Source organism: Dialister sp. i34-0019-2H8 (genome assembly GCF_042846925.1).
Classification (GTDB): domain Bacteria; phylum Bacillota; class Negativicutes; order Veillonellales; family Dialisteraceae; genus Dialister.
On sequence record NZ_BAABYQ010000001.1, the window covers coordinates 970,361 to 994,742 of the forward strand.

The window sequence follows — 24,382 nt, forward strand, 5'->3', positions numbered from 1 at the left end:
GATCTGGTTCGTATCCTCCTGTCGGGCAAAAGCGAGACATCTTTTCCCCTTCCTTATTTTCTCTCCATATGCTATAATAACGCTTGTTAAGCGTCTATAGCTCAGTGGATAGAGCACTGGTCTCCGGAACCAGGTGTCGAGAGTTCGAATCCCTCTAGACGCACCAGAATTTCTCCGATATTATCGGATAAAATAAAATAGCGCATTTGGGCGAACATGGAGTGGGCGCACAATTTGGGCGCAGTTGGTCCCCGTTGGGACTTTCAGCAAGTTTGAACAGGGGAAATACCTTCTTATAAGGTCCGTCCCCTGTTTTATTTTAAGAAGGCACGGTATATGTATGTAAAAGACCATGATCTGAGAAACCATCTAGTATCAAGAGGAAATGAAATAGGCCATTCCAAGACGCAAGCCTCATTTAATACACTTACCGCATTAGCATTTCTGATCAGCGCGTGGACTGGCGACATACCATTCCAGCAAGGGATGATTTTACTAGGGGTACTAGCTACGATTTGGAGTATAATAGATATACAAAAGGCATTTATAAAACCGTACAATCATGAAATTTTGTGGAAGGAGATTAAATCAATGGATCAGATCAAGCACAAGTTCTCGCTTATCGCCGTGAAAGATACCTTCTGCGAGTATTCAAACAGGTTCCTTGTCTATTGGGACGAGCGATGGGAGTGCTGGCTGCTTCTTAACTTCAGGACACCAGACAATAATGAAGTCGAGGTACTTGCGAGGAGAACTGCTGAAACGTTGCATGTACCGGCAGCTAAAACGAAACTTCAGTGGCTAGATGTTCAAGTGTACACAAAATTTTCCGTAAGTGATCGTATAAGAAAGGTATACGAACACAATCTCTATATGGCAAAGATTACAAGCTGGCCGGAAACATTAAGGCAAAGGCAGTTCGTTCTTGATGGTGTAGAGTACAAGTGGATGACACTCAGGGAAATGAAAAATGATTCCAACATTATGAAGAAAAACCGCGATGTAGTAGCCATGTTAGAAAAAGAAGCCGCATGACTTATGTTAAAAGAGCACCCCGAAACGGGTGCTCTTTTCGTTTGGTTAATTATAAATGTCGTCGATCTTCTCGGCGATGGTTTTATCATAGCAGGGAATCGCATGGCCGTACATGTCGAGGGTCTGTGTCACGCTGCTATGTCCCAGCCGGCGGGAGACTTCGATGATGGGGATGCTGTTCGCCAGTAGCAGCGTGGCGTGGGTATGCCGCAGGCAGTGGAAATTCCTGTAGGGCAGGCCGGACTTGGACATGAGGTATTTCCACATCTTTTCTATCGCTTCAGGACGGATAGGCGTCCCGGCACGGTTTAGAAATACGAGGTCGTGCTCTTCTCCATCTATAGTGGGAAGCGCTGCTTTCGCTTCTTTGAGTTTCTGGTACACCTTGGTCGGGATAGAGATCTTTCTCTTGCCCGCGGCCGTCTTCGGGGTGTCTATGATGAGCGTACCACCTGAAAGCGTCTGTACCTGCTGGCGGATGAAAAGAGTGCGCTCTTCAAGGTCGACGTCGCACCAGCGAAGACCGAGCAGCTCCCCGCGGCGCATGCCGGTATTGATGGCCACAAGAAGAAAGAGTGCGTAAGGCTTTAGCCTCGGATCTGACTCTGCCAGTTCCATCATCTTCTTTAGCTCCTCGCTGGTAAAGATCCCTTTCTCCTGCCTGATGACGCGGGGCGGCTTTACGAAGGTGACCACGTTTTTTCTGACCATCCCCAGCTCCCATGCCTTCTGAATGGCACCATGGAGCAGCACATGGAGCTTCTTGGCACAGTCGGGCGTCAGGGCGTTGTAGAGCTCCTGAAGCATGGTGGGCGTCAGCTTCTGTAGGGAGATCCCAGCGAGCGGCAGCGCTTTGTTTGCGGTGAATAGATAGCGCTCATAAGTCAAAGGTTTTACCGTGGGCTTCTTGTATGTTCCCAGCCATTTGATGAGCCATTCGCCCAGAGATATGGCGGAGGGCGCTACGAAGGATCCATCATGCGCGGCGAGCCGCATCTTCTGTGTCCATGCCAGCGCCTCATCGCGGCTAAGAAACCGCTTCGAATAGCGGCGTCCATCCACGGAGACGAAGGCGCGCCACCGCTGCCGTGATTCTTCCCAGTGAACCGTCCCTTCTTTATATCGTCCCGGCATAGCGAGCTCCTTTCTCCCACATTGTCAGCATGTCTTTAGTTTCAAAAAGTAGGGAAATTGAAACTAAGCGATGAATTAGAGAGCCTCTAGTTTCAAAAACGACCAATTTTGAAACTAAATTAGATGAAATAGGAAACCGTAGGGAAAATAGGAAAAAATTTGCGCTCTCCGAATGCGTCCGGCCAGTTCAGGGGCGATTTGGGTGGGCGGTTGCCAATTTATTTCTTTTCGAGGGAAATCAGACGCGTATCCGCTTCCAGCTCTGCTAAATCTTCGCGGTCGGCGGCGGCGGCATCCGACTTCTTACGTCGCGCGTCGAACGCCGTATAAATATCATTCACGCGCTCTTCCATCTGGCGGCGGGACACCTTGCCCGATGATGCGAGCAGCGGGACGTCATGATCCTCGAGGAGCTTGTCCACAGAAGAACGCCAGAAGGGAAGCGTCAGATCTTTGCGGCGCTTTACGCGGAATTCAGCACTTTCAAGGAAGATGGTTACCAGGCGGTTCAGCGTATCCAGTTCATCCGCCGTGAGATAGTTCTTGGCGGTATAGATATCCTTGCGGCGCACGATGCTTCCCTGCCAGGAGGTCAATGCCATATTCGGCTGCGAGGCGTCCGCACGAGAAAGTATCAGCTCCGCGGCGGTCTTGCCGGTGACGCCGTAAATCAGCTTATTCTGCGTTTCGGCAAAGAAGAGCATGGTCGCCCGGTCTGTCTTGTCATAGTCAGAAGACAGGGCGAAGAGGTCGCGAAGCTTCTGATAGAACCGTTTTTCACTGGCGCGGATATCCCGAATCTTTGCGAGGAGTTCATCGAAATAGTCCGGACGGCCATCGGGATTCTTCAGGCGCTCGCTATCAAGGACGAAGCCCTTCTGCAGGTATTCTCTCAACGTGGAATTGGCCCACCGGCGGAATTGCGTGCCTCTGGGGGATCGCACACGGAACCCGACGGCGAGGATCACATCGAGGCTATAAATAGCGACCGGCTTGTCGGAATTAGCAATTTGCATAAAATGCAAATTGCTTTTTTTATCTACTTCATTTTCATCGAGAATATTTGAAATATGGCGGGAAATGGTAGAAATACTCTTACCGAACAGCTCTGCCATCTGGGCCTGCGTACACCACACAGTCCCATCCTTGGCGAGCAAGCTCACATTGGCCTCGCCGTCATCGGTGTTATAAATAATCAGATCATCCATAAAACACTCCTTTCTGCAATTTTGCGGGCGTTCGCAAAATTGCAACCTACACGATACGAACTGATGGAAGAGGGACTTTTGGCGTTATGCTCACGACATAAGACTTTAATCGCAAAATGATGTCTTGCGGAATGCCGGTGAAACCACAATAATTTTGAAAAATGCTTTTATGAAGCTGGTTTTCAGACACATAGTTATCTAAAAAGGAAATCAAATAAAAAATCCCATTACCGTGAAGTAATGGGACAGTGGCCTAACCCGCAGGCTTCGGTCAATTCATCTTAATTGAATTATACCAGTCCCTACTTCTATTGTCAAACAACGAACATAATCACGATTTTGCGGACGATCGCAAAATGTAAATACTTTTTTCAAAAATAATAGACGAGCGTTTTGAACATTGAAAATCAGCTTTCAAAAAGCTCGTTTATATGAATTACCAGGGCAAAACAAGAATCCAGTGTGTCGAAAGCGTGAATCACCATTTCAAAATGTTCATATAGCACTACAGAGTGGTTGTTGCATTTTTGCAATAACCACTTTCCCCATCTTTGCGACCTCACCAAAATGGTGGGATCTCACTTGCCGGTAACTTGCAGGGGTGCAGATCCACATGGGTGGAAGTGCGGTAGAACCGCTCTTTTTTAATTTGCCGGTCATTTGCAGGCTTGAAGAAGGCGAGCGAGTTCACGCCAGTCCTCTTGCGTGCTCACGCCTCTTTTATGCGTTCCTCGCAGAGCTCTCCTGTTTCGCGCTCCTGCTCTTCGAGCTTCGAGTCCGTGTAGCCTTGTACGGCGTACTGGCGGCGGTTATCGAGGCGGCGGTATTTAGAGAGAAGGCTTTCCTCGTCCGCCGTCAACGGGAGTAGGTCACTTGCGCCGGGTATCGTAATGATGTCGTCATCATCGACGCTTACCATAAATTCTTGTAGAGTCATTCCCAAGGCGTTTGCAATCTTCGAAAGCATTTTAGTGGTGGGATTAACAGTCCCCTTCTCCAAAAAACCGACATAGGCTTTGCTGACACCAGTTTTCTTTGCAAAATCAGCCATTGATAACTGGTTCTCTGCGCGGTAAGTGTTAATCCATTCGCCTATTCTCATAATATGCCTCCTTTGATAATTTAAAATCGTCAAATAAATTATACAAGATTTTCACTTACTGCGTCAAATATATTTGACAAAAGCCACACCGTCTAATATAATAGACATGTAAACGGAAAGGAGGATGATTCCATGGGAGAAAAAATCATTGCGTGGAGAACGGCTCGCGGCTTGTCTATGAGCCAGTTTGCCGAGCTCGCCGGAGTATCGAAGCAGACGCTGAGCTACATTGAATCCGGCAAACGTACCAACATTCAGGCGGGGACGCTGAAAAAGATCGCCGCTGTTATGGGATGCACACTGGATTTTCTTGTAGCTTAAACGTCTAACATAATAGACAATAAAGAGGAACAGGGAGGACTATATGAAAGCGTTGAAAGATCCAGATGACCTCTTCCGGGCGATGAACCGGAAGGAGCGTGAATACCAACGAGGCATTGATGACGCCAGCGACGTTGCAAGGGCAAAAGCTGCGGGCCGCGCGATGGCGGTTCTCCACATCTCAATTCTGGTGGGCTCAATCACGCTCGACAGTGATTTTACGGAGGCGGATATGGAAAGACCTCGCGAGTACGCGGACCGTGCGGAGAGGGTAGCTGAACGATACGATGGCCGTGAGAACGTAGAAGCGTGGCTCGCACGCGGTCGCGTCGAGGGCGCCGCATGGGCTCTGCAGGAAATCGAAAGGAGAATGAGATAGCCATGTGGGTAAACATCTCGCAGGCCGCCAAGCTCGCCGGGGAAAGGAATCAGTAATGAAAGTTAGGAGGAAAGCATGAAAAACAAGCGCATGATCATAGCACTGAAGCCGCGCAGCATGGGAAAGCTGGCAGGGTGGGATCTATTTCTTTCTGAATACCTGCAGCAAGGCCTTTCCGGCGGAGGAGATTTTCAAATCACCATGGACTACAAAGAAGGCGATGGCCTGACAATGCAACTCGTAAAGGGTGACAAGAAGCTGAAAGAGACGCACATCAGAAGGGAACCGCTGGACATAGCAGCCAAAGTGCTGCACCATGCCGCAAGATTCACCCTGGTGGCACAACGAAGAAATGAAAACCCCAGCATTCTGCTGGCACAGGATACTGGGGTTTGGGTTTCCAAGGACTCTATCGAGGTTGAAGCGGTGTCACTTGACACCCAACCGGCGGACTGAACACCGTGGAAAGTTCGGGTTCACCATTGGTGACGAGTAGTGCATAGGTGCGAGGTTGCTGAAGAACGATGTCAACGAAATCGTAGGATGCATGCAGTTGGTCATAAACCTTTCTCGCACCTTCCGGCGTCATAGCTGTGCAGTCAATCAGATAGTGGTAATTCCGCAAGGTATAGCGAAGATTCATATTTCTCGCCTCCTTTCTATAGAAATTATAGCAAGAGAGGGGAACAAGAGTGGGAAATAAAACAGGGGAGGACTATATGAAAGTATTGAAAGATCCAGACCAGGTACTGCAGATCATGGACGCGAAACTGGACGAGCTTCGCAAGAAATTCGACGCGGCAGACGGAGAAGAAGCATCGGAGATTAGCGGGCAGGAGGCCGCGATCATCAGCATCGCGGGGCACATTCGCCACGCAGTCGAGGACCGCGGCTACTTCGGGGCGGAAGACATAGCGTGGGTCTATGAATACGTTGACGACGCTAAAGAAAAAGACCACGAGTACCGTAATCCCAGAGACACTTGGTTCATGAAAGGCCTCGCCAAGGGAGCCACATGGGTGCGCGCAAGGATCGACTATAGGATGATGGAGGGCCAATCCTGAAAGTATTGAAAGATCCAGACGACCTCTTCCTGGCGATGAACCGGAAGAGACAGGAATACGGACGAATCGTGTCCAATTCCAGCGGCCAGGGAGCGGCCGAAGCCATGGGGCAGGCGATTGCAAACCAGGAAATCGTGATCATGGTAGGCTTAATCATCCTCGACCACAATTTTACTGAGTATGACTTGAAACGGGTTCGCGATTACGTAGTCCATGCGGAGAAGAGGCTCAAATCGTACGAGGAATTCTCAGGCTGCGATTGCGAAACATGGTTTACTCGCGGCCGCGTCGAGGGCGCCGCATGGGCCCTGCAGGAAATCGAAAAGAGGATGAGATAGCCATGGCGGACGAAGAACGGGAAAAGAAAATTGTCGACGAGAAGAAAGCCCGCGCAGATGCGGTCGCCCTTCTTTGTCGGGCGCTGCAGGCGGCGGGCGTGCCGCTCTTATCACTGAAAATCATCGAGGACGGCAGCGACTGCACGGTCGAGGCAATGTTCAAATATGGAGCTCGCCATTGGGGAGTTCGCTATGCGGACATCAGCACGGACGCCCCGCATACGGCGCTTTGGGACATCCTGCGACAGATCCCGGAGCTTAGGTAGAAAGGAGGCTCATATGTGGGTAAACATCTCGCAGGCCGCCAAGCTCACCGGATATAAGTACGGTGAGATCCGGCGGCTCATCGCCAAAGGAGCTTTCCCGTTTTACCACAACGGGAAGAAGGCCTTCAAGTTTGAGCTTGAAGACCTCAAGACTGCCATGAAGGCGGAAATGGAGGCCACGCAGGCAGCCGCAAAGGAAAAGTGGGAAGAGCAGCAGCTGGGGGCGCGCCCCTTTGATTTCAAAGGAGGAATGGCGCGCCTCAAGGCGGAGGCGAAAGTGGAAAAGCGGAAGCTCGCCGAAGAGAAGCGGCATACCTGCCGCGTCATCAAAGGTGGTGACCGCGGCAATGAGTTCGACTTCCGTAGCCAGCTCAAACGACTGCAAAAGGAAGCTGCAGGAAAGAATGAGACTGCCTGAGGCTTCGATGGAGGATGATGCTATGAGGGTGCACACACAGAAAGGCATGAAAGACAACTATATGATCTTCGCCATGCGCGCCGCCGATGAGCAACGTGCGGCGGTCAAAGCAAATACGCATCGCGGGAATGCGGAGCGTCGCGATTTCTTCATGGGAATCGTAAAAGACGTGGCAGCAGCCGCAGGCGTCGCTCTCGGCTGGGCATTTATTGCAGCCGGATGTGCCGTGATACAGTGAGGTGCTGTGAATATTGCGGAAAGCCGCTCTCCGCGGATGCCGCCCCGCGGAAACGCTTCTGCTCCGCGGAGTGCGAGAGGCGCTCTTACTACGAAGGGCGCCGCGATAAGGACCACGCCAGAGAGGAAGCGGAAGAAGGCATTCCGCTTCGCGAGTTCCAATGTGAGCAATGCGGACACTGGGTCCGCGTCATGAGCAAGGGCGACAAGCGCTTCCGCTTCTGCAGCGCCAAATGCGAAAAGGCATTCTGGAAGCGGAATAAACCGAGGGCGGCACGGAGGACAGCAGCTCCGGCGGGCAGAGGCTTCGGCGGTGGCTACTTTGAGAGATGCTGCAAGTGGTGTGGGAAGGCCTTCGGTACGCAGTCGAGGACGGCTATGTACTGCTGCGCCGAACATAAGCGCATGGCACTGATGTGGAAGAAGCAGAACGCAGCCGAAGAGAAGAAGGCTAGAAAACGGTCGAAGTACCGACCGTTCGTGGACAAAAGAAAGGATGGCGCGATATGAGCGGGGAAGTAACTCTCGAGCAGGTGCTGGCGCTGGTGCCGGAAGAAGGCCACGCGATTCACATCTACGATCAGGAGGGGAATGACTATTTCTGCGGATACAAAGACTCGATCAATGAAGAAGAGCCGGTGCCGGACTTGGTACTCACGGGGATTTATTGCAACACAGAGGATCTGAAAGATGGGAGCGGGGAGATCCCCGTCATCGAGATGGAAGTGAGCCCGAGAAATGAAAAACGCAGAAGCTAAAAAGAGCCCTTATAGCATCAGGCAGCAGTATTGGACGCGCCGTCTCCTGACTGCGATCGCTGCCATCGATGGCGCGTGGATGCGGGCGGTGGAGAAGAAGCTAAAGAGAAAGTACAAAGGCCGTGAGTGGCCGGATGCGGCTGAGCCGCAGCAGATGGCAAGACATATCCTGCAAGTCAGGCAGAGGGAGGATTTCAAATGATGGAGACGGAAATGGCTGGACTGGTCAGTCAGCTGGATATCCTCGTCAAGGATCTTGAGGAGGACGAAGAGAAAGCGGGCATCGATGAAGTCGGGGACTATCTGTGCGGGATGCGAGATGCGCTCGGCGTAGTCGCCAGCACGATCCGCGCAGGATTCGCTGCCGATCAAGTGCGGCGATTCATCGAGACAGAACTGGCGAGAAGCATTGTCGAAGAGGCAGGAAAGAGAGACCGGAGGAAAAGGATCCAAAGGGGAAAGCAAGCCGGATTCAGAAAAGCACAGAAGGAGACGGCGCGTTTTCTGTCGAAAATGCACCACTACGAAGGAGAGAAAGAATGAGAAAACCGACATACAATCAGGATCACGACATCCGCTGGAGGGTACGCACCGCTACAGGCTGGATCAAGCGGAAACTCTCCGGCCGCAGATGGAGACATCGCCAACTTTGCCGGTCTGTGCTGATGAGCAAGGTCGACGGAGAGGAGGGATAAATATGGATATACCGTTTTGGGCATTCTGCGCGCTGCTGGCGGCTCTTGTGTACGTGTCGCTTCTCTACTTCGCGGCGAGGATGGGAACTGAGGGTTTGATCGCTTACATGCTCTGGCACAACTATCGGATGCCGACGAAAGAGGAGCTGGATAAGGCGAAAATATGGATTTTGAAAAAGAGGCTGGGCGTCAAAACGGATTGGCGAGATATGCCTTGATGATTTGTAAATAAAAATCCGCAGGGCGGTCATTGATCTGCTCTGCGGGTTTGGAGGTATCGATCTCTTCGGTAAGCCGATTTCATCACAACGCAAACGGAGAAAACGATGGAAGAAAGAAAAGAGGAAATCAGCACGAAGCAGCTGCTAGAAGAGACGCTTCGCGCTTATGCGTGGATTACAAATGCAGTAATCGTGCCAGGGGAAAAGCAGGGGAGAGTGATGGTCAAAGATATCGAGCTGGCGAATGCCATGATAGACAGGATGGCTACACTTTCCAACCTAATAGAGAAAGAACAAAGTCGCATAAGTAGCTAGAGAGTAGGTTCTGAAGAGCAGTTTGTGCAACGGTGGAGCTAAGGTGTATGAGCTTCGAGGCAAGGATAGAGGCGCGAGGCGAAGCCGGGGTATCGGATAGCAGATCCGGGAAACACCTTTTCAGCGTGTCTTTTTGCTCGGGGCTAAGCTCGTCCATCAAATCGACGATAGCAGAAGCTTCATCCAAAAGTACCTGCGTCCACGGATAAGGGGAGCCGCACGCGTGGCAATATGCGGGGACGTGACAGCTCGAGATAAAGCGGTCTTCATGCTTAATTGGGGCGGCGGGACAGCGAACAACCTCATCGCTCCAAATGTTACTGGAGCGGCTCGGGCCGTAAACAGGGATGCGCCTGTAACAGTCGCCGTGAATGGGTGCGCCGCAGGACGGGCAGGAAGAGATACAGGGGCTCCCACATTGGGGGCAGTATTTCACTGATTCTACCGGGAAGTCAGAGCAGTTGCCAGAAATCAGATGGCCGGATTCACAGATTAGAGCTTGATAGTAAGCAAGGGGAGATTTCATAAAAGAGCACCTTCTTTCTACAAGACATTATATCAAAGCAAAAGGAGAACGAATGGAGTATTTGAACATGGTCATGGGTATCAGCACGTATCTTTTCACCGTGACGATTATCGCCGCTTTCCGGCGGGGCGAGGGAGAGGGACGCTCCATGTTCAAGTATTTCGTTGATTTTCTTTTTTATTCTATAGCACCGCTGGTGGCAGCGGCTTTCCTCTATGCGAGGTAGCAAGATGGATATAAACAGAAAAGATGGTTATACCTGCTGGGCGTGCGGGCGGCCGATACCGAAGGATCGTGCGATGTGGATCCGGCGTGGGGGCAGATATGTGCCCATTCACAGGGAGTGCGATTTCGAAGGATATCGCATCCAGAGGACGGATTTCATATTCGGGGTTGCGTTTACGATCGTTTTCCATAAGAAAGGAAGCGGCAGCCATGAAGCACGTGGGAGAAAACGTGGATAACAGCATCTACGGGAAGACGAAGGTCGAAGTGCCGTTTCTCAAGGCAGAGCATGGCGAGCTGAAAGAAATCGGGCGCGTCATCATAAGCGAGAAGGCAGATCCTCGATGGATGGATCCGGACGGCTGCCTAATGATGGATGAGAACGGGACGTACTATCAGGGCTTTAGAAAGACTACGAAGGTGGTGCTGGAAGAGTGCCAGGAAGAGACGCCTTATTTATATACATATAAAAGGCAGAAAATTTTCTTCCAAATTGAGTGGGAGGACGAGGAGCCCGTGAACGCCGTGTGCCCCGTCTGCGGAAAGTCGGCGCACCACACATGCGCCTGCCCGAGGTGCGGGCATATGGCAGTGTGCGATGCGCATTGCGAGCATTGCCATTTCTATAAGAAGCCCTACGGCTGCCAGTACAAAGCAAGGCCGCCGTAGGGCAAGATTTTCAAAAGCCGCGGGAGAGCTATCGTGCGGAGCGATCCCAAAGGAAAGAACAGGCGGCGCCGCACTTTGCGGGCCAGCTAAGAGTATCCAAGTTTGAACCATTTCCAAGGGAGTGCATCCATGTCGAGCGAGAGAAAGTTGCTGAAAAGACAACGGTCAAGAAAAAGAAGAATGGCCGCTCGCCGGAAGGGCAAGGGAGCTTACATTCGTACCGAGTGGAGCATCCCCAGCGGGAAAATTGTCATCGTTCAGAAATCCATCTCAGGGAGGTATGGGAAGAGGGATGGAAAGAGGATCCGCGAAAAGTCGTCGGAAGAAAAGGTGAGAAGGTGGCAGGACAAAAGGGCTGAGATGCAATGTCTGCTTCTGCTGGAGGAGAATTTCAAGCCCGGCGATTATTGGATGCGGTTTTCCTATCCGCCGAAGACGTTTAGTAAGACGTCTTCGGAAATCAGGAGAGACCTTAGTCGCTTCAAGAGAAAACTTTCCCGGCTTTACAAGAAAGCAGGGAAAGAATTCAAATCGATCTATGTCATCGGCAGAGGGAAGAGGGGAAGCATCCACTTTCACGCTGTCATCAACGGGGATATTGATAGCCGCCTCATCGAGAAGGCGTGGCAGAAGACTGTAGGGACAGAGAAATGCCCCTGCCCGTCGTGCAACACCACGCACCTGAGCGATGAAGGGTACTGGCCGGATCTCGCCGCCTACATCGTGAAGAACGGGCTAGAAACCTTTCGCAGCGATGATCCCATTCTACACGCCAGGTATGGATGCACAAGAAATCTCAGAAAGCCAACAAAAAAGACCACGGTCGTGGTCGCAGGTGACTGGGTAGAGAAGCCGCGAGCAAAGGCTGGCTACTGGGTGGACTATGAAAACATGAGAGCCGGCATCAGTGATATCGGGTTTCCATATCAAAACTATTGTCAGATAAAAATCGGTATCGATCTCACAAAAGGGGATCGAAAGCACATGAGGAAGGAAAGGAAGAAAGCAAATGACAACGGAAGAAAGAGAAAAGGAGCTGCAAGAGCTGGACCGGAAGCTGAGGCAGCAAGTTCAAATCCTGCTGGAAAGCAAAGAGGGTAGGAATTTGTGGGCGGGAGAAATCCAGTTCCAAAGCATCCAGCTGAATAACAGCAGTGTTTCCATCAGTTATGTCGATGCGGATGGTGCGAAAACGTTCACTTGTGAAGAGCAGCCGAGAGAAGAATTTAGAACCGCTATGGCGGCGATGAGCTTTTACTATACCGACATGGCAGGAGACTATGGACTAGGGAAACCGGCACAGGCCATTTTCGCGGTGGACAAAGTAGTACCGAAGCGGGATAAGAAATCCGGGGCGCTGAAAGGGGTTCGGCTGAGCGGGAGGTTCCACATCAAGGATAGCGCTGCCACGCAGCGGTTCAGCACGATCGAAGACATCACTCCGACCGATAACGTGCTCCGCATCATGAAGAAAATCTACGATGAAGCGGCGCTTTACATCAGCGGCGAGCGGAGAGAACAAAACCTTTTTAAAACGAGCCGGGATGGTGAGCAGGAGTCAAGCAATGAGCGGGCAAATGAAGAGTGATAGATTTTTTGCATAAAACTATCATAGAACTCCGTAAAAGTAGAAAGTAGCATGCATAAAACTGCAATCAGGTAGATTTTAAGCGGGGAGGCAGTCATGCGTTTTCACGTTTTGCCGGTGGATCATGTGGGAAGTGCCGTGAAAGAGCTGGAAATGATTTCGAAGGAATTAGAGACATGGGAGGAATTGCATGAATTCAGTACAGATACTAGGAAACCTGGGGAAAGACCCAGTGCTCCGCGCAACGAAAACAGGGAGAGCGGTTGCATCGCTTTCCGTGGCGGTGAATAGAACCTTTATGTCGCCGCAGGGAGAGCAGAGAGAAATCACCGACTGGGTGAATGTCACCGCGTGGGGGAGTCTGGCAGAGGCAGCGGGAAACCAGCTCAGGAAGGGGACGCGCGTCTTCGTCGAGGGGCGGTTCACCACAAGAAGCTATGACACGCCGGATGGCCAGAAGCGGTGGATTTCAGAGGTGACGGCAAACTTCATCGCGCTGCCTATCGGCATGCAGGGCAATGAAAGCCAGCAAGGGGGCGGCCAGATGCAGGCGGGATGGGGGAATCCGGGAGCACAGGCAGCCGGAGGACGCACCGTCTATAGCGAGGGCCCCACGCAAAGAGGCTTCGGGCAGTTCGGCACGCCGCAAGCTGAAAAGCAGAAGATGGAAGAAACGAGCATGTTTCCGGCAGATCGGCAGGAAGCCGTAGGACGAGCCGCGCATCCGTCCCAGTGCGAGGAGGACATTCCGTTTTGAGAAGGTGCGTGAGAAGAAAAGGCGCTCGGCATCCGGCGGGAAAGAATTCAAAGTCTCCGGAGCCCATCGGCTACTGTTCCTACTGCGGCACGGCACTTTATCAGCCATGGCAATTTCACTGGATGTACGACGAGGATGGGCAGCGCGTCAGGAAGTGCAAGTGGATGAGGCGGTGCTGCGAAAGACGCAGGCAGATCCCGGGGCAGGAAGAGTCCTACAGGCGTGCCGTGCTTCGGTACGGGAAGGATGGGAAAGAAAGATGGCTCGAGGGTTTCGCGAAGGAGCGAGAGGATGAAGACGAGTAAAGAGGGCAAGGGCGGCATCTGATGGGATTGGGACTTTTATCCGGCGGCATGCGCATCGCAAGGCCGGAGATCCGGCGAGGCGCGGATGGTGAGGTGCGCAGCATTTCTTTTTCTGTGCCGGGAGAACCGGTAGGGAAGGGACGGCATCGCTTCACGCGCACTGGTCATCCTTACACGCCAGGCAAGACGGAAAGCTATGAATCGCTGGTCAGGCTGGCGTATAGCGAGTGCGGGATGGCATTTCCCAAAGGAGTGCCGGTGCGCGTCAGGATCACTGCCTGCTTCAGCATCCCGAAGAGCGCATCAAAGAAAAAGCGAGCAATGATGATTGCAGGGGACATCGCGCCAACTAAGAAGCCGGATTTTGATAACATTCAGAAGATCATCTGCGACGCGCTGAATGGCGTCGCCTACCATGATGACAGCCAGATCGTAAAGGCAGACATCGAGAAAGTATACAGCACTACGCCGCACGTAGAAGTCAACGTCGCGGCATGGACAAAGGAGGAAAACGATGGGGAAGAAATTCAATGAGCTGGTGGAGCTCAGGGATCGCAGCCGCCAGCTGATGGACGAGAACCGCAGGCTGCGTCTTGCACTCAAGGTGAGTGAAGGAAGAGCGCAGCAGCCGGCATGGAAGAATGCAGAGCTCCGGAAACAGGTAGAAAAAGAAAGGCGCACGAGGAAGCTGCTCTCGGATATCGCGAGGTTCGATACGGAGGCTATCGAAGCGATAACGACGTCAGTGCAGGAGATCATAGAGACCTTGGTACAGAAGAAGCTTGATGCTTTGCGAGCGTACGACGAAAAGGCGGCGGCAAAATGTCAGGCGCCGCATGAGCTCGCAGAAAGGGAAAGCGGTCGCAAATGTTAGAGAGGGAATGGAAACAGCTCGATAAATCGCCGGGGGTAAAGCTGTACGCACCGAATGAAGCTGCAGAACCGACGACTTATAGCGAGTGGGAAATCGTATCGGTGATTTCCTGCGGTGCGACCATGACACATATCACGAAGGCGGCGAACGGAAGCGGGGAAGAGAAAAGGGATACGCGGTTCTTCCATTTCAGCCAGCTGATGACGAAAACGATGTTCGACAAATGGCGCAAGGAAAATTATGAAGTATGTCCGCATTGCGGGAAGGAACACGTGAAGGGGAAACTGCCCAGGATATCTCCGTACGATTCATGGGAATGTCTGGAAGCAGCCAAAAGTGCCGAATACAGGGTGAAGTGGTTTCCGCAGGCTTATGGCAGCTGTATCGATTGCGGAGAAGTATTCAGAAAGGGCAACATTCGTACAAAGAGATGCCGGAAATGTGCCAAGTCATACGAGGCAGACCGGCGGGCGGCGGCAGCGGCGAGAAGGCGCAAAGAAGGGAGCCGAAGGAAATGAACAGAAAAGAATTGGCAAGAGTCATGGCAGCCAGACGCGGGAAGACCATCCAGGAAGCGGGGAAATGGGAGAGTGCTATGCTTGACGCGATGGCGGATGCCTTGCGGAAAGGCGAAGAGGTCAGGCTGATCGGCTTCGGAGTGCTTCGCGCGGTGGATGTGCCGGCAAGAGAAGGGCGTGATCCGAGAACGCATGCGGCTATTCAGATCAAGGCACACAAGAAAATTAAATTTACGCCGAGCCATCTGATTTTGTAAAAGGGGAAGCGGGGTACGACTATGAGCATCGCGGGAGCTATTGCCTTAGGATTCGGTATTGGCATCATCGCGGGCGGCTCAGCAGGGGCGATGATCGCCGCCTTGTGCGTGGCAGTCGCACGCGGAGATGAGAAAACAGAGGCCGAAGAGAGTATAATAAGGGCAGAGGATTTCAATGATTTCAGTAGGAGACGGGCGGATGACGGAGCAGGACGTGTGGAATTTCCTCAAAGAAGGGGAAGGGAAAAGAAGGCGGCTAAAGGCGCTGGAGGCCAAGAAAGACAAGATAGAGAAGGATGCATATAGCATCAAGGCGATAGACTATGAGAAGCCGAGGGTTTCCGGCGGCATGCTTTCTGACGTATCGGACAAGCTGATCCAGAAGGAAGAAGAAAAGAGCCGCATCAAAGCAGAGATCGCTGAGCAGGAAGCGGGGATCTATGCTTGGGAAACAAAAGCGCTGCGCATGTCTCGATATTGCGATAATGATACGCAGGCCGCACTATTCGTCGAGAGATTCGTCAACCGAAAGTCGCAGGCAGAAATCCAAAAGGAATACCACTACGCGGAGCGCCAGCCGTACAATATCTATAATCAAGCCGTCGCTGCCATCGCGCGGAATTGCAAGGAATAAAAAAACGCCAGTCATTCAGAGTACCGAGTGACTGGCGTTTTGCGTGTGAAAAAGTTTGTGAATATGTGGATATAAAGAATATTTTAGATAAACCAGAGAAGGCCGCCAAAATTCTAAAGGCTGCAGAAAAATAGCGCTAAAGCAAAGAGTGCACAAAAGTGCAGACTTCGATGTGCTATAATGGCATTGTGAGAGGTTCGATAAAGCAGAGGAGCTTACGAGACACCCATCACACACAACTGCATAGGCCGCCACCACGGCGGGCGTCATGTGCTGGCGCCTGCCGCGTGCGGCACACAATGGTAAAGGACAGCCGAGCGGCCGTCCTTTTTGATTGTGCGGGCGCATGGCCCATAGGTTCTTCCAGCGTATGGCGACGCCTGCGGTCCTCGCGACCCCAAAATCGGTCTAGGTACAAAAACTTTTTGGCCCTTGTTAGTAAAAACGGAGGAGGTGACATGGTTGGCTACTAGAGTAAAAGACAAAGAAGGAAATATTCGCACAGAAAATACAAGTAGACAGAAAATCACAAAAGGGATCAACCGGGTCACCACCACCCAGACGCAGATGTCGCGCGCGCTCAAGATTTCACAGCAGCGGGTGAGCCAGATGGCGAAGGATGGAACGCTTCCTGTAGACGAAACGGGGGCGCTTCTCTTGGTGGAAGGCCTTCGCCACTACTTCGGAGAAAGACCGGACGAAGAGGCGGGGGACGTGGATTTCGATAAAGAGCGCGCACTGCATGAGAAGGCGAAGCGAGAGATCGCTGAGCTAAAACTGGACAAGATGAAGAAAAACGCCTACTCTGCACGCGTGGTGGAATACGTCATGACGGCCATGGCGGCGAACCTTCGGACGCAGCTTCTGGGATTGCCGTCGAAGCTCGCCCCCATGCTGGAGGGAAAGTCCAAAGAAGAAATCTACACCACGATGACGAAGGAAATCGAGGAAAAGCTGTCAGAGCTGGCGGCATATTCCCCGGATCTCTTCGACGAGGAAGTGGACGAGGAGGATGGCGATGAAGAAAGCCAGTGAGCTGTGGAAGTACGTTTCCATGCGTGGCTTGAAACCGACGCCGAAGACTTCGGTATCCACGTGGGCGGACAATTACCGCGTGCTCTCCAGTACATCGGCGGAGCCCGGAAGGTGGCGCACTAGCCGCGCACCGTACCAGAAGGACATCATGGATGCCTTTACACAGCCGGGAATCCATCGAGTAGTGGTGAAATCGTGCTCGCAGGTCGGGAAATCGGACATCATGAACAATGTCATTGGACGATTCGCCCACCTTGATCCCTGTACCATCATGATGATCCAGCCGACGATCGAGATGGCGCAGGATTTCTCAAAGACGCGCATTGCGCCCATGATCCGTGATACCCCGGCGCTTTCCAGTCTCTTCTTGGACGTCAAGACAAGGGACAGCAACAACACGATTTTAAATAAAATCTTCCCGGGCGGTCGTCTGGTTATGGCGGGCGCCAACAGTCCGGCGGGGCTGGCATCTCGTCCGGTGCGCATCCTGCTTTGTGATGAAGTGGACCGTTTCCCGGACTCTGCGGGAACGGAAGGCGACCCAGTAGACTTAGCGTCGAAACGAATGACAACATACTGGAACCGCGTCATGGGGCTTTTTTCTACCCCGACAAACGAAGGAGCGAGCCGCATCGATATCGAGTATGAGGCAGGGACCAAGGAAGAGTGGCGGCATCAATGCCCACATTGCGGCGAATTTTGCAAGTTGAAATACAGCGACATGGAGACGGATGCGGAGCGAGTAGAGGGCACCAGCCGAAAGACTTATCTTATAAAATCCGTCAAATGGCGCTGCCCCTATTGCGGATTCGATGCCACGGAGCAGGAAATGAAGCGCGCGCCGCAAAAATACGTAGTCACGAACCCGAAAGCATTGGGGAATGGATGCCGATCCTTTTCACTCAATGCTTTTTCTTCGCCATGGATTTCATGGGCGGAAATCATGCGAGAGTGGCTCGAAGCGAAAGGCGACCCAGAGCGCGAGAAGGTCGTCCAGAATACCCGCTTCGGAGAGTCATACAGTTCGCCGAAGGCCTTCGAGGACGAAGAAATTTTTCTGAGGCGGCGCGAAACCTACGGAGCAGAGCTCCCACAGGGCGTGCTATACCTCACGGCTGCCGTCGACACGCAGGATAACCGCCTGGAGTATGAAGTTTGCGGATGGGGCACAGAAGAGGAGTGCTGGGGCATCCGAAAGGGCGTCATCCTAGGCTCGCCGGGGAGCGAAAACACGTGGGCGCAGCTGGATGCCGTGCTGGATCACCCGTATTCCTTTGCTGACGGCAAAAAACTCAAGGTCGTGCGGACGTTCATCGACTCCGGCGGCCATTTTTCATCGGCGGTATACGCGTATTGCCGGGCGAACATTGCAAAGCAGCGCTTCGCCATCAAGGGCAAGGGCGGCATCCCAGGCATGCCCCTTTATGGAAACAAACTGGGAAAAGCAGAAGACGCGACGCTCCCTCTGGTGATCCTGGGCGTCGATGACGGCAAGGAAATGGTACTATCCCGCCTCTCCATCAAGGAAGCGGGGCCGAAATACTTCCATTTCCCCTTGGACGAAGAGGGCGTAAATCGCCGCGGGTATGATGACATCTATTTCAAGGGTATCATCTCCGAACACAGAAAGCGCATCAAGAAAAACGGCATTTTCCGCGAAATCTGGGAACCAACGGCGGGCGTCAGAAATGAACCGCTTGACCTTCGTGTCTACAATCTCGCCTGCATGCTTTCTCTTCCGGCGGGATGGGAAGAGAAAGCCGCCGCGGCGCTTTCGGGGAATACGCGCAACGAGCACCGGGAGAAAGCGCGTGCCGTGCGGAATACTAAAAAGGCCGCCAGCAGGCGGCAGATAAACATCTGGTAGGAGCAAATATGAGCAAGCTGCAGAATGAACGGCTGAAGAAGTACATCGAAGCAGAAGAAGCCATCCTCTCCGGGCAGTCTTACACCATCGGAAACCGCACCCTGACAAGGGCGAACCTGGCAACCGTTGAACGGGTCATCCAGGAACTCATCGCGGCAGGGGCGACAGTAGACGGTGAAGAGACATCCGGCGGGAGCACGAAGCGCATCGTGCTTCTGGATTAAACAATCAGTATAGCACAACGCCATGAGGCAAAAAGAGTCAAAAAAATACAGATTTGTATTTTGCGGATTCACATTTTCAGGCTAGGAGGGACGTCAGATGAAACGACGGATGAAACGCAATAATAACAGAATCAGGGCGCCGAACGGCACGGAAAAACTCCGCGTGCAGAATACGGGCTATTCCGAAGGCGGTGGAAGCCGCACCAGCAACATTCTGAAGGCGTGGAACCCGATACGCTCCAGTGCCAAGTCGGATATTGATGCGAATATCGGAGCACTTCGTGGGCGAAGTGCGGATCAGGCGACGAATACGCCTATTGGCGCTGCGGCGATCGACACGTCTGCGATGCACGCCATCGGGGCGGGGCTCACCGTTTCCCCGCGTCTGCAGTTCAAGACGCTCGGCATGAGTGTCGATGAAGCAAAGGAGTGGGAACGGGAAACTGCAAGGGAATTTGACCTCTGGGCAGGCTCTACGCAGTGCGACCTATACCGAAGAAATAATTTCTACGACCTGCAGAACATCGCCTACACGACCTACCTGACGGACGGGGACTCCTTCGCCCTCTTCCGGCGGAAAGCGCCGAGTGCCTACATGCCCTATTCTCTGCGCATCCAGCTCATCGAGGCGAATCGAGTATCCAATCCGCTCGGAGCTGGCGTTATGGGGGATCCGGGACCGTTTGCCGTAGAAATGCGTGCGCCGAACGGAAACCGTATTATCGACGGCGTAGAGATTACAGAAGACGGAGAAATCACCGCCTACTGGATCAGCAGCAAGGTGCCGTATGATCCGACGGATTTCGCGCCGACCACATGGAGCCGCGTCGAAGCCTTCGGGAAACGTACCGGCGCGCCGAATATCCTGCAGATCTGTCATGATATCCGCGCGGAGCAGTACAGAGGCGTGCCGTATCTGGCTCCGGTGCTCGAAACATTAAAGCAGGTATCAAGGTACACGCGGGCGGAGCTGACATCTGCTATTATCAAGAGCTTTTTCGCCCTCTTCTTCACCAGCAGCGCGGCCGGGCAGGATCTGAACAGCATCCTTGGGCCGCAAGACCCTAATGAACCGGTAGTCGATGTGGGAGAGTATGGTCTCGCGGCGGGCACCATGAACGCACTACCCAGAGGCGTAGACGTGAAATCCGTCGATGCTTCGAACAGCCAGAGCACCTTCGAGCCCTTCGTGACACAGCTCATCAAGCAGATCTCGGCAGCCATCGGGCAGCCGTATGAAGTGCTCTTGAAGTCCTTCACATCGTCTTACTCCGCATCACGCGCAGCACTGCTGCAGGCATGGGATGAGTACAAGCTGAGAAGGACGTGGTTCGCAAATGATTTTTGCCAACCTATCTATGAAGGCTGGCTCTTAGAAGCGGTCGCCATCGGACGCATCAAAGCCCCGGGATTTTTTGACGATCCGCGCATTCGCAGAGCCTACTGTCATGCAGACTGGTTCGGCCCGACGATGAGCATCCTTGACCCGGTAAAGGACGTGAACGGCAGTGCCATGCGTGTGGCTTACGGTCTGTCTACACGGACAAGAGAAGCGGCAGAAATGACGGGCACCAATTTCGATGAGAATATCGAAGCGCTGGCATACGAGCAGAAGCGGCAGGATGGTCTGGGATTAAAATTTGCCAAGCCACTCGTACTGGCTGGAGAGAAAGAAGGTGAGATAAGTGAGTAAGTTTTGGAAAATTAAAAACGAGGCAGGGAGCCAGGACGTAGAACTCTACCTCTATGGTCAGATTGCCGAAGAGCCGTGGAGAGAGAACGACAAGAGCGCGAAGGAATTCGCCGATGATCTCGCGGCGTGCGGAGGGAAGAATATCACGCTCCGTATCAATAGCCCGGGTGGCGACATTTTCGCAGCACAGGCTATTTACAACGTGCTAAAGGCATATCCAGGCAAGGTGACGGCTCACATCGACGGGATCTGCGCGAGTGCTGCCACGGTCGTGGCATGCGGCGCGGGTAAAGTCGTCATGCCGAAAAATGCCCTGTACATGATCCACAATCCTATGGCCTGCGTATTCGACATGCTGGACGCAGAAGCACTCAGTAAAATGGCGGATACATTGGCGAAGGTCAAGGAGACGGTAGTCAACGTGTACAAGGACCGCGCCGGGGACAAGATGAGCGCGGATGAAATCATTCGTTTCATGGATGAGGAAACGTGGATGAGTGCCGAAGAAGCACTCGAAAAAGGGCTCATTGATGAAATCGATGATTATGCCATCGATGCCCAGATGAAGAGCTGGCTCGTAGTGGTAAATTCTATTTCCATGCCCGTGAAGGATCGGGATGCCGAAAAGATCCGGCGGGTGATGAAGACCGAAGAAAGGAAGAAAACAACCGAAATGAATGACAGTGATCTGATTTCTAAAATCAAGGCGCTCCTCGGGGACAAGCCGAAAGCGCCGAAAGAAGAACCAAAAGAAGACATTAAGGCAACGGCTGAACGCCAGCGTATCACCGCCCTCGAAGCACTCGCAGGCGAAGAGGCAAATCCCTACGTGGATGCCGTCATCGCATCCTGCAAGGGCGTCCCCGGCATGACTGCAGAAGCGGCAAAGCCGATCGTGGATGCAGTGAAGGCTGTTCACGTAGAGCCGAAGGAAGACACCAAGCTGGCGGCTATCCGCGACCTGATCGAGGACAATATGCAGTCCGGCGCATCTTCCGTCAAGGCGGTGCCGCAGATGTCGGCAGCTGATACAGAAAAGGCAAAGAACCAGGCGGCGGTCGCAGACATCGTCGCACGCATGAATAAGTACAGGGGGACAAAATAATGGCAATGAGAGAAACGACCAAAATGGAATACGACGGCCTGCTGGCAGGTGGTATCACTGCCTTCACAAAGAATGTAGCTATCACAGCGGGCACCGCCATGAAGCGCGGCACACTGATGACCGTGACGGATGGAACCGCAGCCGCGACCGCGAAGAGCGGCGCGGCAGACTCCATCCTCGCCAATGACGTGGATGATAAAGCGACGGCAGCAACAGTCTACATTACCGGCCGCTTTCATAGAGAAAAAGTGATCGCGGCAGAAGGTGATACCGTAGACGCACACGAAGAAGAACTTCGCGGCAAGGGCATTCTCTTCGCCGCACTGAAATAAGGAGGACAAAACAATGCCTATTGATTACACAGAAACCCTGCAGATGATGGAAGCGGTAGAGCGAGCTACGCCGCCAGCTGCCTTCCTGCTCGATACCTTCTTCCCACGCATGCCGGCAACGGCCACTACCTCGAAGATCTCGGTACAGTTCAGAAAAGCGGCCCGCCGCCTTGCGCCATTCATTGTGCGTGGAGCGAAAGGCATTGATATGAAGCGCGATCCCATTCAGGAGGAAACCTATGCACCGCCGATGATGGCGGCGCGCCGTGTACTCGATCCGGATATTATCGCGCAGCGCGGGTTTGGCGAAGGTTTCTACTCCACCAAGACTCCGGCGGAACGCGCCGCCGATCTGCAGGCGATGGATCTTGCTGATCTGCAGGCGGATATCATCAACCGCAAGAACAAAATGGCCGCCGACATCCTGACCACAGGCAAGTGCGACATCATCGGTTTGGCAGACGACGGGAAAAAAGAACTGATCGACACCGTGGACTATGGTTTCGACCAGAAGCTTATCCCGACCACCAAGTGGGATCAGGCGGGTGCGACCATCTACTCGGATATCAAGGGCATGTCCGAAATGATCCAGCAGAATGCTGGCCAGATCCCAACTGCGATGATCATCGGCCGTCATGTATTCGACTACATGCTGAACAACGATGAGATCATGAAGTGGCTCGCTGTACCGTCTCGCGATAATCTGGGCCTTATGTCCATCGCGCCGCGCATCGTATCTCCACAGGTCACTCGCGTGGGCCTTATTCAGGCGCTGAACCTTGAAATCTACACCTACGGCGAAACCTACGTGGATGACGATGGCGTGCAGAAGCCGTTTATCGGCGATGATGATGTCATCATCGGCATCACCGGTCGTGGCCGTCAGCTTCACGGTGCCGTCACTCTGGTCAACGAAGCGGGCACCGGTTATGATACCTTCGTTTCTCCGTACGTACCGTACAAATTCGGCAATAAGGAAGACCAGACCGTTGCCCTCACCATGTTCTCTCGCGCCGTGCTGGCACCAGAATGCGTCAGCGATTGGGCGATTATCAAAGCCAAGGGCGAATAAGGAGGCAGTATGTTCATTCTCGTGAAACGGAACTGTCTCTCAGCCCATGGAAAGATTTTCCGCCGCGGTGAAGTGGTCGAGCTGGATGACGAGACAGGCAAGGCACTCCTTGCATCCGAAGACTACACAGAAGTCGTGCTGCAGGAAAGCGAAGCAGAAAAAGCCGCTGAAGAACCCGCTGAAGAACCCGCAAAAACACCCGTGAAAGCACCAGCAAGGGGGAAGGGGAAAACGACGAAGGGCAAAGGCGCAGCGGCCAAGAAGGCGGAAAGCGAGGATGCACTTCCCGCCCCAGATGTAGAAGGCACTGTCGAAGGTTGATTTCTTTCAAAGAACAGGTCGAGAAGGACAACGGAGGCACTTTCTTGAACCTGTCGGAATTTGGGGAAGAGCATAGGTTGAACGATACACTCTGCACATGCATCCTGCAGGGGGACACCATTCAGCAGGCCTTGTCCATCGGAGAAGGCATCAGCAAGAACTATCCCACCATCTACGGCGCGGATCTGACAGTCAATGTAAAAGCATCTGACCTCGAAGAAGAGACGCCCGTCTACGGGCAGCTGTTCACGGTGGATGAGGAAATCTACATCGTGCAGAGCGTGAAGGAGGATATGGGCATGCTGACCATCGGACTGGTGGCGAATGAACGATGATTACCATTTCATTTGACCAAAAGCGCATCGAGCGCGCAAAGACCATGCTCGCCCTTGCTCCGAAAGAAGCGGACCGTGCAGCCGCCGCTGCCATCAACCGCACGCTGACACACGTGCCGAAGGAAATGGCGAAGACCGTGCGAGAGAAATACATCGTCCGTGCGGGAAGCGTCAAGAAAAGCCTTCGGAAGAACCGGGCGAGCGCAGGGAAGCTCGCGGGGGAAATCATTTCTACGGGCAAGACCATGCCGCTCACCTCTTTCAAAATCGGAGGTGGGCGGCGCGGCCCCATGCGCGTGAAAGTACTCCGCCGCGGGAGCCCAAAGCCCGTCAAGGGGCTATTTGCCCGGCCGTTCCCGAAAGGATACGTCGGTCCCATGAAACGTGTGGGCGGCGCGAGGTATCCGCTGAAGACTCCGGCGGGCCCCAGCATCCCGCAGATGGTCGGGAATGAGGAAATCTTCTCCAAGTGGGGCGACGAAGCGGAGGAGTTCCTGAATAAGCGCTTCACGCATGAAATCGATTTTCGCTTTTCTAAGTTGTTTGGTTAGGAG

41 protein-coding genes and 1 tRNA gene are annotated in these 24,382 nt (G+C 53.1%); 38 read left to right on the plus strand and 4 right to left on the minus strand.

Going from position 1 to position 24,382, the window contains the following annotated elements; all coding sequences use genetic code 11:
* Positions 1 to 90: 90 nt before the first annotated feature.
* Positions 91 to 166: transfer RNA gene (locus ACGG9R_RS03910), tRNA-Arg, on the plus strand.
* A gap of 170 nt (positions 167 to 336) precedes the next feature.
* Positions 337 to 1,035, plus strand: coding sequence for a hypothetical protein (locus tag ACGG9R_RS03915; protein WP_390151695.1), 699 nt, complete (start codon positions 337 to 339; stop codon positions 1,033 to 1,035).
* 45 nt (positions 1,036 to 1,080) lie between these two features.
* Here ACGG9R_RS03915 and xerC read toward each other — a convergent pair whose 3' ends face one another.
* From xerC to ACGG9R_RS03930, 3 genes are all read right to left on the minus strand, one after another.
* Positions 1,081 to 2,169 (minus strand): tyrosine recombinase XerC, encoded by a 1,089-nt coding sequence (xerC, locus tag ACGG9R_RS03920; protein ID WP_390151699.1) that lies wholly within the window; start codon positions 2,167 to 2,169, stop codon positions 1,081 to 1,083.
* A 218-nt stretch (positions 2,170 to 2,387) separates the two neighbouring features.
* Positions 2,388 to 3,377, minus strand: coding sequence for a RhuM family protein (gene rhuM / locus ACGG9R_RS03925; protein ID WP_390151702.1), 990 nt, complete (start codon positions 3,375 to 3,377; stop codon positions 2,388 to 2,390).
* Positions 3,378 to 4,086: 709 nt separating this feature from the next.
* Positions 4,087 to 4,479, minus strand: a complete 393-nt coding sequence (locus ACGG9R_RS03930) for a helix-turn-helix domain-containing protein (RefSeq protein WP_390151705.1) — start codon at positions 4,477 to 4,479, stop codon at positions 4,087 to 4,089.
* 132 nt (positions 4,480 to 4,611) lie between these two features.
* Between ACGG9R_RS03930 and ACGG9R_RS03935 the strand changes: the two genes are divergently transcribed.
* The 15 genes from ACGG9R_RS03935 to ACGG9R_RS04005 all read left to right on the plus strand — a co-directional run bounded on the left by ACGG9R_RS03935 (position 4,612) and on the right by ACGG9R_RS04005 (position 9,491).
* Positions 4,612 to 4,800: a helix-turn-helix domain-containing protein gene (locus tag ACGG9R_RS03935; RefSeq protein WP_390151708.1), complete on the plus strand. Its 189-nt coding sequence runs from the start codon at positions 4,612 to 4,614 to the stop codon at positions 4,798 to 4,800.
* Between the two features lie 43 nt (positions 4,801 to 4,843).
* On the plus strand, positions 4,844 to 5,179 hold the full coding sequence (locus ACGG9R_RS03940; protein WP_390151711.1) for a hypothetical protein: 336 nt from the start codon (positions 4,844 to 4,846) through the stop codon (positions 5,177 to 5,179).
* Positions 5,180 to 5,254: 75 nt separating this feature from the next.
* Complete coding sequence (locus tag ACGG9R_RS03945; protein ID WP_390151713.1) at positions 5,255 to 5,635, plus strand: hypothetical protein; 381 nt, start codon at positions 5,255 to 5,257, stop codon at positions 5,633 to 5,635.
* 263 nt (positions 5,636 to 5,898) lie between these two features.
* On the plus strand, positions 5,899 to 6,243 hold the full coding sequence (locus ACGG9R_RS03950; RefSeq protein ID WP_390151716.1) for a hypothetical protein: 345 nt from the start codon (positions 5,899 to 5,901) through the stop codon (positions 6,241 to 6,243).
* 5 nt (positions 6,244 to 6,248) lie between these two features.
* Positions 6,249 to 6,581, plus strand: coding sequence for a hypothetical protein (locus tag ACGG9R_RS03955; protein ID WP_390151719.1), 333 nt, complete (start codon positions 6,249 to 6,251; stop codon positions 6,579 to 6,581).
* Positions 6,582 to 6,583: 2 nt separating this feature from the next.
* On the plus strand, positions 6,584 to 6,847 hold the full coding sequence (locus ACGG9R_RS03960; protein ID WP_390151722.1) for a hypothetical protein: 264 nt from the start codon (positions 6,584 to 6,586) through the stop codon (positions 6,845 to 6,847).
* Between the two features lie 13 nt (positions 6,848 to 6,860).
* Positions 6,861 to 7,265: a hypothetical protein gene (locus ACGG9R_RS03965; RefSeq protein WP_390151725.1), complete on the plus strand. Its 405-nt coding sequence runs from the start codon at positions 6,861 to 6,863 to the stop codon at positions 7,263 to 7,265.
* Between the two features lie 22 nt (positions 7,266 to 7,287).
* Positions 7,288 to 7,503: a hypothetical protein gene (locus ACGG9R_RS03970; RefSeq protein WP_390151728.1), complete on the plus strand. Its 216-nt coding sequence runs from the start codon at positions 7,288 to 7,290 to the stop codon at positions 7,501 to 7,503.
* A complete protein-coding gene (locus ACGG9R_RS03975; RefSeq protein WP_390151730.1) occupies positions 7,485 to 8,012 on the plus strand; it encodes a hypothetical protein in 528 nt (175 codons plus the stop codon). Before ACGG9R_RS03970 ends, ACGG9R_RS03975 begins: the two co-directional genes overlap by 19 nt.
* Positions 8,009 to 8,260, plus strand: coding sequence for a hypothetical protein (locus ACGG9R_RS03980; protein ID WP_390151733.1), 252 nt, complete (start codon positions 8,009 to 8,011; stop codon positions 8,258 to 8,260). Before ACGG9R_RS03975 ends, ACGG9R_RS03980 begins: the two co-directional genes overlap by 4 nt.
* On the plus strand, positions 8,241 to 8,462 hold the full coding sequence (locus ACGG9R_RS03985; protein WP_390151736.1) for a hypothetical protein: 222 nt from the start codon (positions 8,241 to 8,243) through the stop codon (positions 8,460 to 8,462). Before ACGG9R_RS03980 ends, ACGG9R_RS03985 begins: the two co-directional genes overlap by 20 nt.
* Positions 8,459 to 8,803: a hypothetical protein gene (locus ACGG9R_RS03990; RefSeq protein ID WP_390151738.1), complete on the plus strand. Its 345-nt coding sequence runs from the start codon at positions 8,459 to 8,461 to the stop codon at positions 8,801 to 8,803. Before ACGG9R_RS03985 ends, ACGG9R_RS03990 begins: the two co-directional genes overlap by 4 nt.
* Positions 8,800 to 8,955: a hypothetical protein gene (locus tag ACGG9R_RS03995; RefSeq protein ID WP_390151741.1), complete on the plus strand. Its 156-nt coding sequence runs from the start codon at positions 8,800 to 8,802 to the stop codon at positions 8,953 to 8,955. The genes ACGG9R_RS03990 and ACGG9R_RS03995 overlap by 4 nt, the downstream gene beginning before the upstream one ends.
* Positions 8,956 to 8,957: 2 nt before the next feature.
* On the plus strand, positions 8,958 to 9,173 hold the full coding sequence (locus ACGG9R_RS04000; RefSeq protein WP_390151743.1) for a hypothetical protein: 216 nt from the start codon (positions 8,958 to 8,960) through the stop codon (positions 9,171 to 9,173).
* A gap of 108 nt (positions 9,174 to 9,281) precedes the next feature.
* On the plus strand, positions 9,282 to 9,491 hold the full coding sequence (locus ACGG9R_RS04005; RefSeq protein WP_390155153.1) for a hypothetical protein: 210 nt from the start codon (positions 9,282 to 9,284) through the stop codon (positions 9,489 to 9,491).
* Here ACGG9R_RS04005 and ACGG9R_RS04010 read toward each other — a convergent pair.
* The gene (locus tag ACGG9R_RS04010; RefSeq protein WP_390151746.1) at positions 9,442 to 10,017 is read right to left on the minus strand and encodes a DUF2321 domain-containing protein; all 576 of its coding nucleotides are present in this window, start codon (positions 10,015 to 10,017) and stop codon (positions 9,442 to 9,444) included. The genes ACGG9R_RS04005 and ACGG9R_RS04010 overlap by 50 nt on opposite strands.
* A gap of 52 nt (positions 10,018 to 10,069) precedes the next feature.
* Here ACGG9R_RS04010 and ACGG9R_RS04015 point away from each other — a divergent pair, with 52 nt between their 5' ends.
* The 21 genes from ACGG9R_RS04015 to ACGG9R_RS04115 all read left to right on the plus strand — a co-directional run bounded on the left by ACGG9R_RS04015 (position 10,070) and on the right by ACGG9R_RS04115 (position 24,379).
* Complete coding sequence (locus ACGG9R_RS04015) at positions 10,070 to 10,243, plus strand: hypothetical protein (protein ID WP_390151748.1); 174 nt, start codon at positions 10,070 to 10,072, stop codon at positions 10,241 to 10,243.
* Between the two features lie 209 nt (positions 10,244 to 10,452).
* The gene (locus ACGG9R_RS04020; protein ID WP_390151751.1) at positions 10,453 to 10,911 is read left to right on the plus strand and encodes a hypothetical protein; all 459 of its coding nucleotides are present in this window, start codon (positions 10,453 to 10,455) and stop codon (positions 10,909 to 10,911) included.
* Between the two features lie 360 nt (positions 10,912 to 11,271).
* Positions 11,272 to 12,012: a hypothetical protein gene (locus ACGG9R_RS04025; RefSeq protein WP_390151754.1), complete on the plus strand. Its 741-nt coding sequence runs from the start codon at positions 11,272 to 11,274 to the stop codon at positions 12,010 to 12,012.
* Between the two features lie 4 nt (positions 12,013 to 12,016).
* Positions 12,017 to 12,499: a hypothetical protein gene (locus ACGG9R_RS04030; protein ID WP_390151756.1), complete on the plus strand. Its 483-nt coding sequence runs from the start codon at positions 12,017 to 12,019 to the stop codon at positions 12,497 to 12,499.
* A gap of 190 nt (positions 12,500 to 12,689) precedes the next feature.
* A complete protein-coding gene (locus ACGG9R_RS04035; RefSeq protein ID WP_390151759.1) occupies positions 12,690 to 13,256 on the plus strand; it encodes a single-stranded DNA-binding protein in 567 nt (188 codons plus the stop codon).
* On the plus strand, positions 13,253 to 13,561 hold the full coding sequence (locus ACGG9R_RS04040) for a hypothetical protein (RefSeq protein ID WP_390151762.1): 309 nt from the start codon (positions 13,253 to 13,255) through the stop codon (positions 13,559 to 13,561). Before ACGG9R_RS04035 ends, ACGG9R_RS04040 begins: the two co-directional genes overlap by 4 nt.
* Before the next feature lie 21 nt (positions 13,562 to 13,582).
* Entirely contained in the window at positions 13,583 to 14,095 is a 513-nt protein-coding gene (locus ACGG9R_RS04045) for a RusA family crossover junction endodeoxyribonuclease (protein WP_390151764.1), read from the plus strand.
* On the plus strand, positions 14,076 to 14,435 hold the full coding sequence (locus ACGG9R_RS04050; RefSeq protein ID WP_390151767.1) for a hypothetical protein: 360 nt from the start codon (positions 14,076 to 14,078) through the stop codon (positions 14,433 to 14,435). Before ACGG9R_RS04045 ends, ACGG9R_RS04050 begins: the two co-directional genes overlap by 20 nt.
* Positions 14,429 to 14,953 carry a hypothetical protein gene (locus ACGG9R_RS04055; RefSeq protein ID WP_390151770.1) on the plus strand — a complete coding sequence of 175 codons (525 nt, stop codon included), beginning with the start codon at positions 14,429 to 14,431 and terminating at the stop codon, positions 14,951 to 14,953. Before ACGG9R_RS04050 ends, ACGG9R_RS04055 begins: the two co-directional genes overlap by 7 nt.
* Entirely contained in the window at positions 14,950 to 15,210 is a 261-nt protein-coding gene (locus tag ACGG9R_RS04060) for an HU family DNA-binding protein (protein ID WP_390151773.1), read from the plus strand. Before ACGG9R_RS04055 ends, ACGG9R_RS04060 begins: the two co-directional genes overlap by 4 nt.
* Positions 15,211 to 15,385: 175 nt before the next feature.
* On the plus strand, positions 15,386 to 15,844 hold the full coding sequence (locus ACGG9R_RS04065) for a hypothetical protein (protein WP_390151775.1): 459 nt from the start codon (positions 15,386 to 15,388) through the stop codon (positions 15,842 to 15,844).
* A gap of 462 nt (positions 15,845 to 16,306) precedes the next feature.
* Positions 16,307 to 16,879: a hypothetical protein gene (locus tag ACGG9R_RS04070; protein ID WP_390151777.1), complete on the plus strand. Its 573-nt coding sequence runs from the start codon at positions 16,307 to 16,309 to the stop codon at positions 16,877 to 16,879.
* On the plus strand, positions 16,863 to 18,746 hold the full coding sequence (locus ACGG9R_RS04075) for a phage terminase large subunit family protein (protein WP_390151780.1): 1,884 nt from the start codon (positions 16,863 to 16,865) through the stop codon (positions 18,744 to 18,746). The genes ACGG9R_RS04070 and ACGG9R_RS04075 overlap by 17 nt, the downstream gene beginning before the upstream one ends.
* Positions 18,747 to 18,754: 8 nt before the next feature.
* Positions 18,755 to 18,970, plus strand: a complete 216-nt coding sequence (locus ACGG9R_RS04080) for a DUF6148 family protein (RefSeq protein WP_390151783.1) — start codon at positions 18,755 to 18,757, stop codon at positions 18,968 to 18,970.
* Between the two features lie 97 nt (positions 18,971 to 19,067).
* Positions 19,068 to 20,663, plus strand: coding sequence for a phage portal protein (locus tag ACGG9R_RS04085; protein WP_390151786.1), 1,596 nt, complete (start codon positions 19,068 to 19,070; stop codon positions 20,661 to 20,663).
* Complete coding sequence (locus ACGG9R_RS04090; protein WP_390151788.1) at positions 20,656 to 21,768, plus strand: head maturation protease, ClpP-related; 1,113 nt, start codon at positions 20,656 to 20,658, stop codon at positions 21,766 to 21,768. Before ACGG9R_RS04085 ends, ACGG9R_RS04090 begins: the two co-directional genes overlap by 8 nt.
* Complete coding sequence (locus ACGG9R_RS04095; RefSeq protein ID WP_390151791.1) at positions 21,768 to 22,100, plus strand: hypothetical protein; 333 nt, start codon at positions 21,768 to 21,770, stop codon at positions 22,098 to 22,100. Before ACGG9R_RS04090 ends, ACGG9R_RS04095 begins: the two co-directional genes overlap by 1 nt.
* 13 nt (positions 22,101 to 22,113) lie before the next feature.
* The gene (locus tag ACGG9R_RS04100; protein ID WP_390151795.1) at positions 22,114 to 23,172 is read left to right on the plus strand and encodes a major capsid protein; all 1,059 of its coding nucleotides are present in this window, start codon (positions 22,114 to 22,116) and stop codon (positions 23,170 to 23,172) included.
* A 9-nt stretch (positions 23,173 to 23,181) separates the two neighbouring features.
* The gene (locus ACGG9R_RS04105; RefSeq protein ID WP_390151798.1) at positions 23,182 to 23,493 is read left to right on the plus strand and encodes a hypothetical protein; all 312 of its coding nucleotides are present in this window, start codon (positions 23,182 to 23,184) and stop codon (positions 23,491 to 23,493) included.
* Entirely contained in the window at positions 23,490 to 23,828 is a 339-nt protein-coding gene (locus ACGG9R_RS04110) for a hypothetical protein (RefSeq protein WP_390151800.1), read from the plus strand. The genes ACGG9R_RS04105 and ACGG9R_RS04110 overlap by 4 nt, the downstream gene beginning before the upstream one ends.
* Positions 23,825 to 24,379 (plus strand): phage tail protein, encoded by a 555-nt coding sequence (locus ACGG9R_RS04115; protein ID WP_390151803.1) that lies wholly within the window; start codon positions 23,825 to 23,827, stop codon positions 24,377 to 24,379. Before ACGG9R_RS04110 ends, ACGG9R_RS04115 begins: the two co-directional genes overlap by 4 nt.
* Positions 24,380 to 24,382 lie beyond the last annotated feature (3 nt).

What these genes read in the sequence shown, in the direction of transcription:
- ACGG9R_RS03915 (WP_390151695.1), top strand. Translation starts at nt 337, where the DNA reads ATGTATGTAAAAGACCATGATCTGAGAAACCATCTAGTATCAAGAGGA.
- xerC (WP_390151699.1), bottom strand. Translation starts at nt 2,169, where the DNA reads ATGCCGGGACGATATAAAGAAGGGACGGTTCACTGGGAAGAATCACGG.
- rhuM (WP_390151702.1), bottom strand. Translation starts at nt 3,377, where the DNA reads ATGGATGATCTGATTATTTATAACACCGATGACGGCGAGGCCAATGTG.
- ACGG9R_RS03930 (WP_390151705.1), bottom strand. Translation starts at nt 4,479, where the DNA reads ATGAGAATAGGCGAATGGATTAACACTTACCGCGCAGAGAACCAGTTA.
- ACGG9R_RS03935 (WP_390151708.1), top strand. Translation starts at nt 4,612, where the DNA reads ATGGGAGAAAAAATCATTGCGTGGAGAACGGCTCGCGGCTTGTCTATG.
- ACGG9R_RS03940 (WP_390151711.1), top strand. Translation starts at nt 4,844, where the DNA reads ATGAAAGCGTTGAAAGATCCAGATGACCTCTTCCGGGCGATGAACCGG.
- ACGG9R_RS03945 (WP_390151713.1), top strand. Translation starts at nt 5,255, where the DNA reads ATGAAAAACAAGCGCATGATCATAGCACTGAAGCCGCGCAGCATGGGA.
- ACGG9R_RS03950 (WP_390151716.1), top strand. Translation starts at nt 5,899, where the DNA reads ATGAAAGTATTGAAAGATCCAGACCAGGTACTGCAGATCATGGACGCG.
- ACGG9R_RS03960 (WP_390151722.1), top strand. Translation starts at nt 6,584, where the DNA reads ATGGCGGACGAAGAACGGGAAAAGAAAATTGTCGACGAGAAGAAAGCC.
- ACGG9R_RS03965 (WP_390151725.1), top strand. Translation starts at nt 6,861, where the DNA reads ATGTGGGTAAACATCTCGCAGGCCGCCAAGCTCACCGGATATAAGTAC.
- ACGG9R_RS03970 (WP_390151728.1), top strand. Translation starts at nt 7,288, where the DNA reads ATGAGGGTGCACACACAGAAAGGCATGAAAGACAACTATATGATCTTC.
- ACGG9R_RS03975 (WP_390151730.1), top strand. Translation starts at nt 7,485, where the DNA reads ATGTGCCGTGATACAGTGAGGTGCTGTGAATATTGCGGAAAGCCGCTC.
- ACGG9R_RS03980 (WP_390151733.1), top strand. Translation starts at nt 8,009, where the DNA reads ATGAGCGGGGAAGTAACTCTCGAGCAGGTGCTGGCGCTGGTGCCGGAA.
- ACGG9R_RS03985 (WP_390151736.1), top strand. Translation starts at nt 8,241, where the DNA reads ATGAAAAACGCAGAAGCTAAAAAGAGCCCTTATAGCATCAGGCAGCAG.
- ACGG9R_RS03990 (WP_390151738.1), top strand. Translation starts at nt 8,459, where the DNA reads ATGATGGAGACGGAAATGGCTGGACTGGTCAGTCAGCTGGATATCCTC.
- ACGG9R_RS03995 (WP_390151741.1), top strand. Translation starts at nt 8,800, where the DNA reads ATGAGAAAACCGACATACAATCAGGATCACGACATCCGCTGGAGGGTA.
- ACGG9R_RS04000 (WP_390151743.1), top strand. Translation starts at nt 8,958, where the DNA reads ATGGATATACCGTTTTGGGCATTCTGCGCGCTGCTGGCGGCTCTTGTG.
- ACGG9R_RS04005 (WP_390155153.1), top strand. Translation starts at nt 9,282, where the DNA reads ATGGAAGAAAGAAAAGAGGAAATCAGCACGAAGCAGCTGCTAGAAGAG.
- ACGG9R_RS04010 (WP_390151746.1), bottom strand. Translation starts at nt 10,017, where the DNA reads ATGAAATCTCCCCTTGCTTACTATCAAGCTCTAATCTGTGAATCCGGC.
- ACGG9R_RS04015 (WP_390151748.1), top strand. Translation starts at nt 10,070, where the DNA reads ATGGAGTATTTGAACATGGTCATGGGTATCAGCACGTATCTTTTCACC.
- ACGG9R_RS04020 (WP_390151751.1), top strand. Translation starts at nt 10,453, where the DNA reads ATGAAGCACGTGGGAGAAAACGTGGATAACAGCATCTACGGGAAGACG.
- ACGG9R_RS04025 (WP_390151754.1), top strand. Translation starts at nt 11,272, where the DNA reads ATGCAATGTCTGCTTCTGCTGGAGGAGAATTTCAAGCCCGGCGATTAT.
- ACGG9R_RS04035 (WP_390151759.1), top strand. Translation starts at nt 12,690, where the DNA reads ATGAATTCAGTACAGATACTAGGAAACCTGGGGAAAGACCCAGTGCTC.
- ACGG9R_RS04045 (WP_390151764.1), top strand. Translation starts at nt 13,583, where the DNA reads ATGGGATTGGGACTTTTATCCGGCGGCATGCGCATCGCAAGGCCGGAG.
- ACGG9R_RS04050 (WP_390151767.1), top strand. Translation starts at nt 14,076, where the DNA reads ATGGGGAAGAAATTCAATGAGCTGGTGGAGCTCAGGGATCGCAGCCGC.
- ACGG9R_RS04055 (WP_390151770.1), top strand. Translation starts at nt 14,429, where the DNA reads ATGTTAGAGAGGGAATGGAAACAGCTCGATAAATCGCCGGGGGTAAAG.
- ACGG9R_RS04060 (WP_390151773.1), top strand. Translation starts at nt 14,950, where the DNA reads ATGAACAGAAAAGAATTGGCAAGAGTCATGGCAGCCAGACGCGGGAAG.
- ACGG9R_RS04065 (WP_390151775.1), top strand. Translation starts at nt 15,386, where the DNA reads ATGATTTCAGTAGGAGACGGGCGGATGACGGAGCAGGACGTGTGGAAT.
- ACGG9R_RS04075 (WP_390151780.1), top strand. Translation starts at nt 16,863, where the DNA reads ATGAAGAAAGCCAGTGAGCTGTGGAAGTACGTTTCCATGCGTGGCTTG.
- ACGG9R_RS04080 (WP_390151783.1), top strand. Translation starts at nt 18,755, where the DNA reads ATGAGCAAGCTGCAGAATGAACGGCTGAAGAAGTACATCGAAGCAGAA.
- ACGG9R_RS04085 (WP_390151786.1), top strand. Translation starts at nt 19,068, where the DNA reads ATGAAACGACGGATGAAACGCAATAATAACAGAATCAGGGCGCCGAAC.
- ACGG9R_RS04095 (WP_390151791.1), top strand. Translation starts at nt 21,768, where the DNA reads ATGGCAATGAGAGAAACGACCAAAATGGAATACGACGGCCTGCTGGCA.
- ACGG9R_RS04100 (WP_390151795.1), top strand. Translation starts at nt 22,114, where the DNA reads ATGCCTATTGATTACACAGAAACCCTGCAGATGATGGAAGCGGTAGAG.
- ACGG9R_RS04105 (WP_390151798.1), top strand. Translation starts at nt 23,182, where the DNA reads ATGTTCATTCTCGTGAAACGGAACTGTCTCTCAGCCCATGGAAAGATT.
- ACGG9R_RS04115 (WP_390151803.1), top strand. Translation starts at nt 23,825, where the DNA reads ATGATTACCATTTCATTTGACCAAAAGCGCATCGAGCGCGCAAAGACC.